Here is a 14,841-nt window from a genome sequence, read left to right as displayed (position 1 = left end):
AAAAGGGTTACAATCGAAGTACAGTCCGATGGATAAGGAGTACGTCAATGCAAGTCAACCTGACTGGTCATCATATCGAACTGACTGACGCTCTACGCGACTACGTCAACGAGAAGCTTGAACGCATCGAGCGTCACTATGACAATATCACCACGGTGCAAGTCACCTTATCCGTTGAGAAGGAGCGTCAGCAGGCTGCTTGCACGCTCCATGCTGCCGGTGCCGATCTTCACGCCGAGGCCCAGGACAGCGATATGTACGCGGCGATCGATGCCTTGGCCGACAAGGTCGATCGTCAACTAGTCAAGCACAAGGAAAAGGCACAGGCCCGCGCTCAAGGCGCTGGCGTGCGTTAATTCGATGACGTTGGAAACCATACTCCCCCCGGAGCGCGTGCTCTACGACGTGCCCGGGGGCAGCAAGAAACGGGTGCTGGAGTTCTTCAGCACCTTCATTGCTCAAAACATCCCAAGCCTCGATAGCCAAGAGGTGTTCGGCCGCTTGATCGGGCGCGAGCGCCTCGGCAGCACCGGCATTGGTAATGGCGTTGCCATTCCTCATGCACGAAGCCCTCACTGCACTACGCCGATTGCCGGTTTTCTCAAGCTAGCCGATGCCATCGATTTCGATGCCATCGACGGCGACCCGGTAGATTTAGTCTTCGTGCTTTTGGTGCCTGAGGAAGCCGACGACACCCACCTCGCCCTGCTGGGACAGGTCGCGACCATCATGAACGATAGCGACACCCGGCAGCAGCTGCGCAAAACGACCAGCCAGCGCGAGCTCCTGGAGCTCTTACTGAGCAAGATCCGCGAGCAAACAGCCTCATAAACGCCCATCGTTACGCGCTGTTTTTCCCTTGAATGGCGCGCTGACCGCGTATAGAGAGATGCCATGCAACTGGTGATCATTAGCGGCCGTTCCGGCTCGGGTAAATCGATCGCCCTCCAGGCCCTGGAGGATCTGGGCTACTACGCCATCGATAACCTCCCGGCGATGCTGCTCGGCTCGCTGATCGACGAGCTTCGCGAAGGCGAGCGCACCAATGTGGCGGTGAGTATCGATGCGCGTAATTTGCCCGCCGCACTGGCGCGCCTGCCGCAGCTACTCGATGAGCTGCGCGCGCGCGCCATTCGCTTTCAGATCGTCTACCTCACCACCGATGCGCGGATTCTGCTCGAGCGCTACTCGGCCACGCGGCGGCGGCATCCGCTAACCCGCGCCACTGGCATGACGCTTGAAGAGGCCATCGGCAAAGAGGAGGAGACGCTGCACGAGATTCGTGATATCGCCGATCTCACCATCGACACCTCGCGCCTCTCGGTTCACGACCTGCGCCGCCGCATCACCGACCAGGTAGCCCGGCGCAAGCAGGACGAGCTGACGTTGACCTTCGAATCCTTTGGCTACAAGCGCGGCGTGCCGCTGGACGCCGATCTGGTTTTCGACGTTCGCTGCCTGCCCAACCCCTATTGGGACCCGACGCTGCGCCAGTTCACCGGACGCGACGCCGATATCATCGCCTTTCTGGCGAGCTATCCCGTGGTCGACGAGATGCTCACAGACATTCGCGCCTGGCTCGAGCGCTGGCTGCCTGTCTACCAAACCAGCCAGCGCAGCTATATGACAGTCGCCATCGGCTGTACCGGCGGTCAGCACCGCTCGGTCTACATCGTCGAGCAGCTGGCGCGGACCATCGGCGAGTGGACGGGCGACGTTCAGGTGCGTCACCGCGAGCTTGGGCTCAACTATGCGGTCAATAACGATGCGGTTAATAACGACGCTGTTAATAACGACACCACGCCTAACGCCTAGGCTCTTTACCTAACCCGCAGCAGAAGGAAGCAGGGTGCCCGAACGCAATCTGACACTCACCAACAAGCGCGGCCTGCACGCTCGCGCGGCGACCAAACTGGTTCAGTGTGCCCAAAGCTTTAGCGCCAAGGTGCAGGTGTACAAGCAGACGCAGTGCGCCGATGCCAGCAACATCATGTCGCTGTTGATGCTGGCCGCCCCGTGCGGCACCGAGCTACGCGTGGAGGCCACGGGTGACGACGCCGAACAGGCCCTCAATGCCATCGAGGCTCTGTTCGACGCCCGTTTCGACGAAGAAGATAGCTAAGCTAGTCAAAAGAACGCTAGTTAACGCCCGGCGACCGTCATAGCGTCGATCAGCCAGCTTCCGGTGTGGATACTGCCGCGCGTATCGATATCATCGCCCAGCGCCACCAAACCACCGAACATGCGTTCGAGGTTGCCCGCGATGGTGAACTCCTCGACCGGGTATTGAACCTTGCCGTTTTCCACCCAGAACCCCGCCGCACCGCGTGAGTAATCGCCGGTCACGCCGTTGACCCCCTGCCCCATCAGCTCGGTGACCACCAGTCCCGTGCCGAGCTCTGTATAGAGTTTATCGAGCGGGGTGAGCGGCGCGACCAGGCGCAGATTGCGTGCTCCGCCCGCATTGCCGGTACTCTGCATGTTGAGACGCCGTGCGCTATAGGCCGATAGCATATAGCTTGCGATCTTGCCTTGGTCGATGAAGCGATTATCCCGCGTGGCGACGCCGTCGCTATCGAATGCTGAGCTTGCCGAGCCTTCTATTTCGCGTGGACGCTCTTCGAGTCCAAACCACTCGGGAAAGAGCGTCGAGCCCAGACGATCACACAGAAACGACGCCTGGCGATAGAGCGCGCCACCCGCCAAGGCGCTCATCAAATGCCCGACCAAGCCGCTTGCCATTGCCGGATCGAAGAGCACCGGGAAGGTGCCCGTCGGGGGGCGCTGCGCGCCTAGGCGGCGCAGCGTCCGCGCGGCAGCATCGCGTCCAACCGCTTCGGGATCGCGCAGCTTGCGCGGATCGCGCGACGAGGTGTAATCGTAGTCACGCTGCATACCAGCGGCGTCTTGAGCGATCAGCATGCACGACAGCGAGTGGCGGCTGCCCTTCTGAGTACCTAGAAAGCCGTGACTATTGGCGTAGACGCGCACGCCTTCGCCGCTGGAGAGCGAGGCACCGTCGGACTGGCTAATGCCCTCTACCGCGCTCCCCGCGCGCTCGCAGGCAAGCGCCAGCTCGATCGCCTCGTCGGTCGTCAGCGCCCAGGGGTGATGCACCTTGAGATCGGGCAAATCGCGCGCCATGAGCTCGGCATCGGCAAGCCCCGCCGCCGGATCTTCCCCGGTGTAGCGCGCAATCGCCAGGGCCTTCTCGACCGTGGCACGAATCGAGTCGCTACCGGCATCGGTGGATGAGGCGCTGCCTTTGCGCTGGCCGACATAAACGGTGATGGCAATGCCCTGATCGCGCGAAAGCTCCACCGTTTCCACTTCCGCCTGGCGCACGCTGATACCGATGCCCTGATCGACGCTGGCGCCTACTTCGGCGGCATCGGCACCCAGGCGCTTGGCCAGCGCCAGCGCCTCTTCTGCGCGCGCCGCCAGCAGCGTCTCCTGCGCCGATGCGTCAAATGCCTGTGTCATGGAGCCTCCTTAATTTCGGGTGAATTCGCCAGGCGAACCAATTTGCCGTCGGCAGCCTGATATAATGCCGCCAACCGATGGGATATCACACTCGCCAGTTGGCGACTGCCCGTTTCGTTATAACCATGTTGTCGATGAGTACGCTTATGCCCAAGCAACGCCCCGAGCCGCTGACGCCCGACGAGCAGGAGGAGCTGCGCCCGAGCAAGTCGCAGCTCAAGCGCGAAATGCACGCCCTGCAGGCACTCGGCGAAACCTTGATCGCGATGAAGCCCAGCGAGCTTGCCCGCTTCCCCCTCTCCGACGACATGCTGCGTGCCATCGAGGAGACCGGACGTATTCGCTCCCACGAAGGGCGTCGGCGCCACATGCAGTACGTTGGCAAGCTGATCCGCAAAGAAGACCTCGACGCGATTCAGGGCGTTTTCGACGCCGTGGAGCAGGAGAAAGAGCAGCGCGATCACGCCTTTCACCGCCTCGAAAAGTGGCGCGACCGGCTGATCGACGAAGGCGACCCCGCCGTCGATGCCTTTCTTGCCGAGTACCCCGACGCCGACCGCCAAACGCTGCGCCAGCTGGTACGTAACGCCAAGCGCGAGAAGGAGCAGAACAAGCCCCCGGCAAGCGCACGCAAGCTGTTCAAGCACCTGCGCGATTCGGTTGCGCTCTAAGGCGCTCCAAAAGACGCTCGGTGCCCCCCGCCAACCGGCAGGGGGCACGCCCAAGCGCACCAAGATTGCGCTCTTTAAGAGCAGACCAGCCTTTAAGACCAGTTTTAAGACCCGCTTTTAAGACTGCGTACCGCCAACCGTCAACTCGTCGAGTTTCAGCGTAGGCTGGCCCACGCCCACGGGCACGCCCTGCCCCTCTTTGCCACACACACCCACGCCGGTATCCAGCGCCATGTCGTGGCCGATCATGGAAATGCGTCCCATCGCCTCCGGGCCATTACCGATCAAGGTGGCGCCTTTGACCGGCGCGGTGATGCGGCCATCCTCGATCAAATAGGCTTCGCTTGCCGAGAAGACGAACTTACCCGAGGTGATGTCGACCTGCCCACCGCCAAAGCTCACCGCGTAAATGCCGCGCTTGACGCTCTTGACGATCTCGTCGGGCTCGTCCTGGCCCGCCATCAACACGGTGTTGGTCATGCGCGGCATGGGCAAATGGGCAAAGGATTCGCGCCGGGCGTTGCCGGTGGGCGCCATGCCCATAAGTCGCGCGTTGAGCTTGTCCTGCATATAGCCGGTCAAGATACCGTCTTCGATCAGCGGGGTATTTTGCCCCGGCGTGCCTTCATCGTCGACGCTGAGCGAGCCGCGCCCATCGACGAGGGTGGCATCGTCGACCACCGTGACGCCGGAGGCAGCAACGCGCTCGCCAATGCGCCCAGCAAAGGCGGAGCTGCCCTTGCGATTGAAATCGCCTTCGAGGCCATGGCCCACCGCTTCGTGAAGCAGAATACCGGGCCAACCCGCTCCCAGTACCACGGGCATTTGCCCGGCCGGGGCATCTACGGCATCAAGGTTCACCAGCGCCTGGCGCACGGCTTCTTTGGCGTAGCGCTCGGCCACGCCCTCATCGCGCAGGCGCGCCATGGAGTAACGTCCACCGCCGCCCGCGCCGCCGCGCTCGCGCCGCCCGGCCTGAATGGCGATGACGCTGACGTTGAAGCGCACCAGCGGACGTAGATCGACCGCGAGCGTGCCGTCGCTTGCGCGCACTAGAACGACTTCATAGGTGCCCGAGAGTGAGGCGCTGACTTGGCTGATGCGCGGGTCGGCGCTGCGCGCTACGCGATCGGCCTCCTTGAGCATGGCCACTTTCTCTTCGGCGCTGAGCCCGGCGAGCGGGTCGAACCCGGCATAGCGCGATGCCGCCTGGGTCAGCTGAACTGCTTGGCAGCCCAAGCGTTTGCCGCTACGCACGATGCCTGAGGCGGTACGTCCGGTATCGAGCAGGGCATCGGCGCTGATCTGGTTGGAGTAGGCGAAACCGGTCTTCTCACCCGCTAGAGCCCTCACGCCGACGCCGCCGTCGATGCTGTAACTCGCTTCCTTGACCTCGCCATCTTCGAGCACCCACCCCTCCTGCCAGCTGCGCTGAAAGTAGAGATCGGCGTAGTCGACGCCGGGGCCCATGGCGTGAGCCAGGCCTGCGTCCACGCCGTCGAGGTCGAGCCCACCCGGCGTGAGGAGTACCGAGATCGCGGTATCAAGATCGCGTGTATGCGTGCTCATTAAGTACCTTCTAAAGTCACTTGTGGCGACGACCAAGGGCCGCGCACACGGTAATGAATCGTTGTCGCTCTACCCAGCGCATCGCCGAAGAGCTGATGCACCACGAGCAGTACGCCACCGGCAATCGGCGCGCCAGCGGCGAGCGCAGCGACGGGCAGCGCCTGGGAAACCGGCAGTACCACGCCAAGGCGCTGATCCAGCGTGCGCTGGGCCAAATCCACGCTTCCCGTGAGCCTCAGATTGGCGGAGGGCATGTCGATTTGCAATGGCCCGCGCAGACGCAACTGCCCCGCGGCGATGTCCGCCTCGCCTTGAATATGGTCAAAGGCGGTGCCACGCTCCGTCACATCGGAGAAATCCAGGCGCAGGCGACGCAGGATATTGTCGAAGTTCAAAAGGCCCACGAGCTTGACCGGCGCCGAATCCAGCGCCAGGAAACTGCCATCCTTCACCTCGGCGGCGAGCTCTCCGCCTGCGCGGTAAGGCAAAAATTGCCAGGGCGCGCCGGGCCAATCGAGCGTGGCCGAAGCGCTTAGCTCACTCGAGCGCATGGCGGCAGGCTGGCCCAGGCGCTCGAGCGCCGTTCCTACGTCGCGCCCGGCGAGCGAAAGCGCCGCATGGGTGTGGCTGTTGATGCGATTGCCCTGCCAGTGCAATGCACCCCGCGCCGTAAGCTGGCCTAGGGTCAGCCCTACCGGGCTTAGCGTCAAGCCATCCTCGGCGCTTTGCCAGTAAGCGGTCAACGGCCCCGCGCGCCCACCATCCCAACTGATTTCAGCCACCCGCAGGCGACCATCGGGCAACTCCCCTAGCCACTCGGGCAGCCCCATCGGCGGGCTCTGGTCGGTATCGAGTTCGTTGAGCCAGTGGCCGGGGGCAGCAACGGGCTGCGGCTCGACGCGCTCACCCACATCAAGCCAAGGGTCGAGCGCCAGCGACACCACGCTGATATCCAGCGGGTAGCGCTCGTTGGCTGAGTAGCGCGCCCGCCCGCTGAGCGTATTACCCTCGAGAGTTAGTTGGGCGCTGCTGCCCTGGGCGCTGGCTTCGGCGCGAAGCTGCTCGACGCAGGCGCCACGCAGACGCAAGCAGCCGATATCGAATTGGCCTTGTAGCGGTGGTAGCGCTAGGTCAGAGAGATCGAAGCTGTGCTCTTCACCGCTATCTAGAAGTGGCGACAGCGCCTGCTGCCAGGCATCGATGTCCACTTCGTCAAGCCCGGCTGCCAGTCGCCAGCCGCTTTGCGGCAGGGTAACGCCGGTATCTAGGGCGTTACCCACGGCCACGGCTCCACGCCACTGCTCATTGATGGCGTTGGCTTCCACACTCGCCAAGGAACCAAGGCGGCTTACGAGGTGCGATTGGTCGAAGTCGATGCCCAACCGCCAGGGCCATGCCTCACCGGCACGCTTGTCGAACGGCGGCGGCAGCGTACTGCGGATGCCGCTTAAGGCACTTTCGATCTCCAGGCGCACGCTTGGTTCGAGCGTGACGCGGCCCTGCCAGGCAGTGTGCCCGGTGAGCGGCAAGCGTGCCGGGTCCATATCGCTGTCAGCCAGGGCAAATAGCGCCTCCGGGGTCGCTTCACCGCTTAGCCGCACGGTGTTATGCGGTGTATCCACCTCAGCGCGCACGCTGCCACCAAGGGCGCGCCCATCGACGCTTCCGGTGAGCGCGTAGGCTTCGTCACGCTGCTGCCAGGTGAGCTCACCGGCGATACTGCGCGCCTCGACGCCGAGCGGCAGGTAACGCACCCAGTCGAAACGCGGCGCGGTATTGACCTCGAGCGCCAAACGCTCGGGTTCGTCCAGGGGCAGCGCCAGCGCTACGTCGCCAGTGACCTCGCCGCTCGCGCGCAGGTCATCGAGCGTCTCGAGCCCCTCGACCGGCAGCGCCTTGAGAAAGGCGAGCAGCGAATCACCGTCGCTTTGCAGCGCTCCCGATAGTGCAAGCGTATCGTCGGCGTAGCGTAGCTCACCTTGGGAGGCAACGACGCCATGGCTCTCGGCGTGGTCGATCTGCGCTTCCAACACCTCGTTTTGCCATAGAAGACGCCCGTTCATTGCCTCGAGCATCGGCAGCTCATCGCCCATTGGCAGGTGGCCATCGCGAATCTCGAGACCAACGGTGGCCGTGCCCAGGCGTTCACTTTCGGCGTCGTTACGGTCGCGGCCGCTGCGCCAGGGCTGGCTTACTCGCACTACGCCACGCTCGACGATGCCGCCGATATCTTGGCCCAGCCACTCGCGCAGGTTGGCGTCGAACAGATTCATCGGCAGCCAATGGATCAGCGGCGTACCGCGCGCATCGGCATTCGCGAACGCGAGATCGAGCCCCAGGTGGCCACCGCTTTCCCCCGCGTAAAGACCGAACCCACCCTCGACGTCGGCGCCATTCCACGCCGCACGTAGGCGCTTGCCGCTGACCATTGTCGAAGGTCCATCGTAGACCCACTCGACTTCACCACTGGCCGAGGTAAGGCGAATCGGCGACGCGAACACTTCGGGAAAGTAAAGCGTGCTCTCGCCGGGGCTTGTGAACTCAACGCGCCCGCGCTCGTCGCGCGCCTGTACCCAGGCATCTACCGGCCCGCCGCCGGGTGCTTGCTGCCACGGCAGCACCGAGACGTTGGTGAGCGCCGCATCCACGCCCCATTGGCCGTCGCGCTGACCTAGGCGCAGCCCAGTGACCTCGCCGCGCGGGGCTAGAGTATCCATCACCCGAGTGATCGACTCGGGCAGAAACAGAAAGTCGCGCCAAGCCACCAGCGACGCCAGCTCGAACTCACTGGTGCGCACCTCCCAGCGCCCTGGCCGGTGCTCGGCGTACCAGGTACGCGGCAGTGCGGGCCCGGCGACGTAACCAGTAGGCTGGGCCCACTTGACGCTTTTGGCATCGCCGCTGAGCCACGCCTGACCACCGTCGCCGTCGCGCTGCCAAACCCCTTGGGCTTCGATATCGCGCAGCACGGCGTACTGCAGCGCTTGGCGCAGCGTTAGCTGGGGGATGTGCAGATCCAAGTGAGCACTATCGAAGCGCCCTGCCTGCCAGCTGCCCCATAGGCGCATGTCGCCGCCGACTTGCTCGAGGTGTGCAGCGTATTCAGGACGAAAAAGATCCACCAACGCGATGAAGGCATCGAAGGCAAGCTCCACTTCGAGATCGGCGGAGAAGTCGTCGATGCCGTGTTCGCCAGGGCGCATCTCGCCGCGCAGGGTCACTGCCTGCTGAGTGACCGGCCCGTCGCGACGCAGCCCCTCGACAACATCGATGCTGCCCTGCAGGCGTGAACGCGTGTCGTTGCCGCTAAGAAGAAGCTCGGGGGCCTTGAGCATGAGGGTATCGTGCTGGCCGTGGAGCACGAGTTGGGCCTGCTCGATGCGCGCCGACTGGCGGACTAAAAGCTCGCTCCAGAAATCCACCCGTGGCAGGTCGAGTTCGGTTTCGGGAATCAGATAAAGCGGTAGGGTCGCAGGCTCGGGCCACTGCCAGGTGCCGTTGATGCCTTCGTAGAGATGAAAGTCGAGCCCTTCGAGTTCGGCGTCGCCAAATACCGGCATTAGCTGGCGCAGCGACGCCCAGAGATCGAGACTCAGCTCCAAAGAGTCGAGTGCCACCAGCGGCTGATCGTCGGCGCGCGCGTTGAGCCCCTTGAGATGCAGCTGCAGGTCGTTTCGCGCCAGATCGAGCGAGAAGTGATCGATGGTCACCGTGGCATCGGTCAGCGACGACAGCAGCGCCTCGATGCGCGGCGTCAGCACTTCGGCGTTGGCCACCAAAGCACGCAGCAGCAGCGACAGTAGCGCCACGCAGGCAAGAACGACGGCAAGGGCATGAACCACCCAGCGCAGCGGACGCATCATCGTCATGGGGTCACATCAAGACGATGTCATATTGTTCCTGGGAGTAGTGCTGCTCGACCTGGAAGCGAATGGTCTTGTTGATGAAGGCTTCGAGATCGGCTACGGCGGCAGACTCTTCATCGAGCAGGCGATCCACCACCGGCTGAGATGCCAACACGCGATAGGTTTCGGCGCTGTAGGCGCGCTCTTCACGCAAAATCTCGCGAAAGATCTCATAGCACACCGTCTCCGGTGTCTTGAGCGTACCGCGCCCGCCGCAGGTAGGGCAGGCTTCGCACAGCGTCTGCTCCAAGCTCTCGCGGGTGCGCTTGCGGGTCAGTTGCACAAGTCCCAATTCGGTGACGCCGGTACACTTGGTCTTGGCGTGATCGCGCTCCAGGGCTTTTTCCAGCACCCGCAGCACCTGGCGCTGGTGCTCGACATCCTCCATGTCGATAAAGTCGATGATGATGATGCCGCCAAGGTTGCGCAGGCGCAGCTGCCGGGCGATTGCCGTTGCCGCCTCGAGGTTGGTCTTGAAGATGGTCTCTTCGAGGTTGCGATGGCCCACGTAGCCACCGGTATTGACGTCGATGGTGGTCATCGCCTCGGTAGGATCGATGACCAGGTAGCCGCCGGACTTGAGCTGCACCTTGCGCTCTAGCGCCTTCTGGATCTCGTCCTCGACGCTGTAGAGGTCAAACAGCGGCCGCTCGCCCGGGTAGTACTCGATGCGCTCCACGGCGCTGGGCATGAACTCCTGAGCGAACTCGACCAGCTTGACGAAGTTCTCTCTCGAGTCAATGCGCACCTTCTCGATGTCATCGCGCATCACGTCGCGCAGCGTACGCATGAACAGCGGCAGGTCATCGTAGATCACCGTAGCCGGCGGTGCGGTGATCTTGCGCTCGCTGACGCGCCGCCACAGCCGCAGCAAAAAGTGCATGTCGGTCTTGAGCTCGTCGTCGCTGACGCCTTCGGCGGCAGTACGCACGATGAAGCCGCCGCTGACGTCTAGCTCCTGCTCCTCGATACTGGCATCGAGAAGCTTCTTCAAACGCTCGCGCTCACCCTCGTCTTCGATACGCTGAGAAACGCCGTGGTGGGGCGAGTCGGGCATGTAGACCAGGTAGCGCGATGGAATCGAGAGGTGCGTGGTCAACCGCGCCCCCTTGGTGCCGATGGGGTCTTTGGTTACCTGCACCACGAGCGCCTGGCCTTCGTGCAAGAGCTGCCCGATGGTCGGCTGCTCCTCGCCGGGTGAAGGTGGCGCCATTACCTCATGGGCGTGAATGAACGCCGCACGCTCGAGACCAATATCGACAAAGGCGGCCTGCATGCCGGGAAGCACCCGCACGACTTTGCCCTTGTAGATATTGCCCACGATGCCACGCCGCCGGGAGCGCTCGATCAGCGCTTCCTGCAGCACGCCGTTCTCCACCAGCGCTACGCGCGTCTCCATCGGCGTCAGGTTGATCAGCACTTCACCACTCATGCGTACGTCCTTATCGATGACTTGTTCAGCAAGTAGTGCCGGGCCGAGCCTGCCAAGCGCTCAACGTCAGCGAAGTTACCCATCAGCGATGCCATAGCGCCACACCCTGGCGGGCCAGCAGCGCCGCCGTCTCATACAGCGGCAAACCGACCACGGCGGAGTGACTGCCTTCGATATGGTCGATGAACACGGCCGCCAAGCCCTGGATGGCATAGCCCCCAGCCTTGTCGGCGGGCTCTCCCGTCGCCCAGTAAGCGCGCATTTCATCATGCCCGATGGCGCGCATCGATACCCAAGTGCTCACGCAGCAGCTGAGCACGCCTTCGGGGCCGCTCACCGCCACCCCTGTCACCACGCGATGGCGCCGCCCCGAGAGGCGCGTGAGCATGGCGCATGCCTCGGCTTCATCACAAGGCTTGCCCAGGATGGTATCGTCCACCACCACGGCGGTATCCGACCCCAGCACCGGAAGTTCGGTGTGCGGCGCAACCGCCAACGCCTTGGCGTGGGCCAGGCGCACGACGTAGGCATCCGGCGCTTCACCGGCCTTGGGTGTCTCGTCGATATTGGCGGGCATCACCGTGGTGGTCACGCCAATCGAGGCGAGCAGCTCGCGCCGCCGGGGCGACGCCGACGCCAAGCAGAGCACGGCGTCAGTGAAGTTCTCGACGTTACGAACTGGCAAAACGCTGCTCCAGTGCGCGGAACATGGTCGCAAGCCAGGGCCAAAGCACGGCACTGACCAATGCAGAATAGAGGAAAGTGAGGTGAATCGAGAACTCGCCGACCAGCGTGCGCAGCCACTGTTCGGTCAACTGCATGAGACCAAGCAGCACCACCACCAAAACGGCCTGCTGAATCAGCGAGTAAGCGCGAAAACGCGGATAGACCAAAGCACACAGAAACGTCAGCACCGAGAGCGTGAGCGCGTGCTGGCCCAAAAGCGTACCTTCGATCAGGTCGAGCAAGAGCCCGAGCACGAAGCCGTGAAAAACGCTGACCCGATCGGGCACGCGCATGCACCAGTAGATCAGCATCAACCCCAGCCACTCGGGACGGAACACCTGCCACCCTTCTGCCAGCGGCATGACCTGAAGGCAAAGTGCCAGCAGCAAGGTAAACCAGATGAACAGCAGCGGTACGAAGGGCGCACGAGCCATCAGGGCGTCTCCTGGTTGTCCGCGATCGGCGCCACCATCTGCGCGCTGCGCAGCGCCTCACTGGTGAGCCCGGTGATATCGTCCCACTCATCGCTCTCGACGTCGTCAGGCGGCGGTGGAAACAGCAGCAAGAAGTGCCGCGAGCGCTGCAGCTGCGCCATGGGTTCGGCGCTCACCTGAGCAAACGGCTTGCCGGGGTCGTGGAACACCTCGGTCACACGAGCCACGGGATAGCCCGCCGGAAAGCGCCCGGCCAACCCCGAGGTAGTGAGCAGATCGCCTTCGCGAATATCGGCGGTATCGGGAACGTGCATGACGTTCAAAGCGTCGTAGCGCCCCGCGCCCTGAACGATAAAGCGCAGACCGTTACGATTGACCTGCACCGGCAAGGCGTGACTGGCATCGGAAACCAATAGCACTCGGCTTGAGTACGCCGACACCGCCGTCACCTGCCCCACGAGCCCCGCCGCATCGATCACCGGCTGGCCCACGTAGGCGCCATTGCGATGACCACGATCCACCACCATTTGGTGGCTGAAAGGGTCGTTGTCGAGCGACAGAAGCTCCGCCGACATATAGGGAATCTCGCGCCGCTCGGCTGCGTGAAGCAGATGGCGAAGCTCGGTGTTTTCAGCGGTGAGATTGGCCATGCGCTGCCCGCGCTGGGAGAGCGTGAGCAACTGTTCGCGCAGGCGACGGTTCTCGTCCAGCAGCACACGCTGGTCCGACAGCGCCAACGTTCCCCAGTTGAGCAAATCGCTCGGCAGACTGACCACCCACTGGATCGGCGCCACGACCATGGTCATGTGAGCGCGCACGTCTTCCATACGCGTGAAGCGGTGGTCGATGAACATCAGCGCGGACGCCGCCAGGGCGCAGAAGAAAAGCCGATAGCCTGGCAGCGTTGCATGAGAAAACAGCGGTTTGATAGGTCAACCCTCGCGTTTTACCGCTGTGCTCAGTCGCTCGACAGCAACTCGAAGGTGTGCTGATCGATCATCTCCAGCGCCTTGCCGCCGCCCCGGGCCACGCAGGTCAGCGGATCCTCGGCGACGATGACCGGCAGCCCCGTCTCCTCGGCGATCAGCTTGTCCAGATCGCGCAACAGCGCGCCGCCGCCGGTCAACACGAGACCACGCTCGGCGATATCGGAGGCAAGCTCGGGAGGCGACTGTTCAAGCGCGCTCTTCACCGCAGCGACGATGGAGCCCAGCGTCTCCTGCAGCGCTTCGAGAATTTCGTGGGAGTTGAGCGTGAAGCTACGCGGAATGCCTTCGGCCAGGTTGCGACCACGCACGTCGATTTCGCGCAGCTCGCCGCCGGGGTAGGCACAGCCGATCTCTTCTTTGATGCGCTCGGCCGTGGCTTCACCGATGAGGCTGCCATAGTGGCGGCGCACGTAGGCGATGATCGCTTCATCGAAGCGGTCGCCACCGACGCGAATGGACTCGGAGTAAACCACGCCGTTGAGCGAGATGATGGCAATTTCGGTGGTACCACCGCCAATGTCGACCACCATCGAGCCCTGAGCCTCTTCGACCGGAAGCCCAGCGCCGATCGCGGCTGCCATGGGCTCTTCGATCAGGAAGACTTCGCGCGCGCCCGCGCCTTCGGCGGACTCACGAATCGCGCGGCGCTCGACCTGGGTCGACATGCAGGGCACACAGACCAGAACGCGCGGGCTAGGGGTCAAGAAGGTGCTCTGATGGACCTTGCGAATGAAGTGCTGGAGCATCTGCTCGGTGACGGTAAAGTCGGCGATGACGCCGTCTTTCATCGGGCGAATGGCGGTGATGTTGCCAGGCGTGCGACCCAACATGCGTTTGGCATCGGCACCCACCGAGGCGACGCTGCGCATGTTGCCGGACTGGCGAATGGCGACGACGGACGGTTCATCGAGAACGATGCCACGGCCGCGTACATAAATCAGTGTGTTGGCCGTACCCAGATCGATCGACAGATCGCTGGAAAACAGCCCCCTCAAACGTTTGAACATGGATGTTGTTACCTAGTGCAGACCGGGAACCCTGTGCGGATGCAAACGGTATCACCGCAACCCCCTGGCAGCAAGCACGAGTCGTCGCCAACCCTGCCCGCAGGCGCCAAGATGTGGTACCTTTTGCGGCTATTTTCACGTCTGCGATCCAACGATGTTTATCAATGACGTTAACCTATGACGTTAGCCAATGACGGTATGTATACCGCGCTTGGCTCAATACGTTCCCTTACGTTTACGAGGAATCTCGATCATGGCGCTTGAAGAATCTCATGTGCGTCGGGCAGCTCACCTGGCCCGGCTCGCCATCAGCGACGACCAGGCCAGCGGCTTCGTGGAGGACCTGAGCCAGATTCTGGCCATGGTCGACGAACTCCAGCGCCTGGACACCGACGGCGTCGCCCCGCTTGCCCACCCGCTGGACGCCACCCAGCGCCTGCGCCCCGACGAGGTGACCGAAAGCGACCAGCGCGAGCGCTTCCAGCAGTGCGCGCCAGCGGTCGAAAACGGCCTTTACCTGGTACCCCGCGTGGTCGAGTGAGCCTCACCTGCGCGTCGCTGACTCACCTGGCCACCGCGCCTTAGCGCTTTTGCCCTGATATTCGCCCTGAACGGAGCTTTCGGG

14 protein-coding genes are annotated in these 14,841 nt (G+C 63.2%); 6 read left to right on the top strand and 8 right to left on the bottom strand.

Features of this window, described 5'->3' with window-relative positions; translation table 11 throughout:
• Positions 1–47: 47 nt before the first annotated feature.
• From hpf to LLY24_RS11805, 4 genes are all read left to right on the top strand, one after another.
• Positions 48–356 (top strand): ribosome hibernation-promoting factor, HPF/YfiA family, encoded by a 309-nt coding sequence (gene hpf / locus LLY24_RS11820; RefSeq protein ID WP_259036501.1) that lies wholly within the window; start codon positions 48–50, stop codon positions 354–356.
• A 4-nt stretch (positions 357–360) separates the two neighbouring features.
• Complete coding sequence (locus tag LLY24_RS11815; protein WP_259036500.1) at positions 361–831, top strand: PTS sugar transporter subunit IIA; 471 nt, start codon at positions 361–363, stop codon at positions 829–831.
• 63 nt (positions 832–894) lie between these two features.
• Positions 895–1,815, top strand: coding sequence for an RNase adapter RapZ (rapZ, locus tag LLY24_RS11810; RefSeq protein ID WP_259036499.1), 921 nt, complete (start codon positions 895–897; stop codon positions 1,813–1,815).
• Between the two features lie 34 nt (positions 1,816–1,849).
• Positions 1,850–2,122: an HPr family phosphocarrier protein gene (locus tag LLY24_RS11805; RefSeq protein ID WP_259036498.1), complete on the top strand. Its 273-nt coding sequence runs from the start codon at positions 1,850–1,852 to the stop codon at positions 2,120–2,122.
• Positions 2,123–2,142: 20 nt separating this feature from the next.
• On the opposite strand, the gene pmbA is transcribed toward LLY24_RS11805, so the two are convergent.
• On the bottom strand, positions 2,143–3,483 hold the full coding sequence (gene pmbA / locus LLY24_RS11800) for a metalloprotease PmbA (RefSeq protein WP_259036497.1): 1,341 nt from the start codon (positions 3,481–3,483) through the stop codon (positions 2,143–2,145).
• Positions 3,484–3,629: 146 nt separating this feature from the next.
• On the opposite strand from pmbA, the gene yjgA reads away from it, so the two are divergent.
• Positions 3,630–4,154, top strand: coding sequence for a ribosome biogenesis factor YjgA (gene yjgA / locus LLY24_RS11795; protein WP_259036496.1), 525 nt, complete (start codon positions 3,630–3,632; stop codon positions 4,152–4,154).
• Between the two features lie 117 nt (positions 4,155–4,271).
• Here the strand turns inward: yjgA and tldD are convergent, their stop codons facing one another.
• The 7 genes from tldD to LLY24_RS11760 form a co-directional block, all read right to left on the bottom strand.
• Complete coding sequence (gene tldD, locus LLY24_RS11790) at positions 4,272–5,723, bottom strand: metalloprotease TldD (RefSeq protein WP_259036495.1); 1,452 nt, start codon at positions 5,721–5,723, stop codon at positions 4,272–4,274.
• Positions 5,723–9,592 (bottom strand): YhdP family phospholipid transporter, encoded by a 3,870-nt coding sequence (locus tag LLY24_RS11785; RefSeq protein ID WP_259036494.1) that lies wholly within the window; start codon positions 9,590–9,592, stop codon positions 5,723–5,725. Before LLY24_RS11785 ends, tldD begins: the two co-directional genes overlap by 1 nt.
• A 4-nt stretch (positions 9,593–9,596) precedes the next feature.
• Positions 9,597–11,060: a ribonuclease G gene (gene rng, locus LLY24_RS11780; RefSeq protein WP_259036493.1), complete on the bottom strand. Its 1,464-nt coding sequence runs from the start codon at positions 11,058–11,060 to the stop codon at positions 9,597–9,599.
• A gap of 82 nt (positions 11,061–11,142) precedes the next feature.
• Positions 11,143–11,745 carry a Maf family protein gene (locus LLY24_RS11775; protein WP_259036492.1) on the bottom strand — a complete coding sequence of 201 codons (603 nt, stop codon included), beginning with the start codon at positions 11,743–11,745 and terminating at the stop codon, positions 11,143–11,145.
• A complete protein-coding gene (mreD, locus tag LLY24_RS11770; RefSeq protein ID WP_259036491.1) occupies positions 11,732–12,220 on the bottom strand; it encodes a rod shape-determining protein MreD in 489 nt (162 codons plus the stop codon). Before mreD ends, LLY24_RS11775 begins: the two co-directional genes overlap by 14 nt.
• The gene (gene mreC / locus LLY24_RS11765) at positions 12,220–13,074 is read right to left on the bottom strand and encodes a rod shape-determining protein MreC (RefSeq protein WP_427854561.1); all 855 of its coding nucleotides are present in this window, start codon (positions 13,072–13,074) and stop codon (positions 12,220–12,222) included. Before mreC ends, mreD begins: the two co-directional genes overlap by 1 nt.
• A gap of 104 nt (positions 13,075–13,178) precedes the next feature.
• Positions 13,179–14,216, bottom strand: coding sequence for a rod shape-determining protein (locus LLY24_RS11760; RefSeq protein WP_259036490.1), 1,038 nt, complete (start codon positions 14,214–14,216; stop codon positions 13,179–13,181).
• Between the two features lie 253 nt (positions 14,217–14,469).
• Here LLY24_RS11760 and gatC point away from each other — a divergent pair, with 253 nt between their 5' ends.
• Positions 14,470–14,757 carry an Asp-tRNA(Asn)/Glu-tRNA(Gln) amidotransferase subunit GatC gene (gene gatC / locus LLY24_RS11755; protein ID WP_259036489.1) on the top strand — a complete coding sequence of 96 codons (288 nt, stop codon included), beginning with the start codon at positions 14,470–14,472 and terminating at the stop codon, positions 14,755–14,757.
• Positions 14,758–14,841: the final 84 nt, after the last annotated feature.

Source organism: Halomonas dongshanensis (assembly GCF_024790395.1).
GTDB classification, from domain to species: Bacteria; Pseudomonadota; Gammaproteobacteria; order Pseudomonadales; family Halomonadaceae; genus Vreelandella; species Vreelandella dongshanensis.
This window is presented reverse-complemented; position numbering and strand designations above follow the sequence as displayed.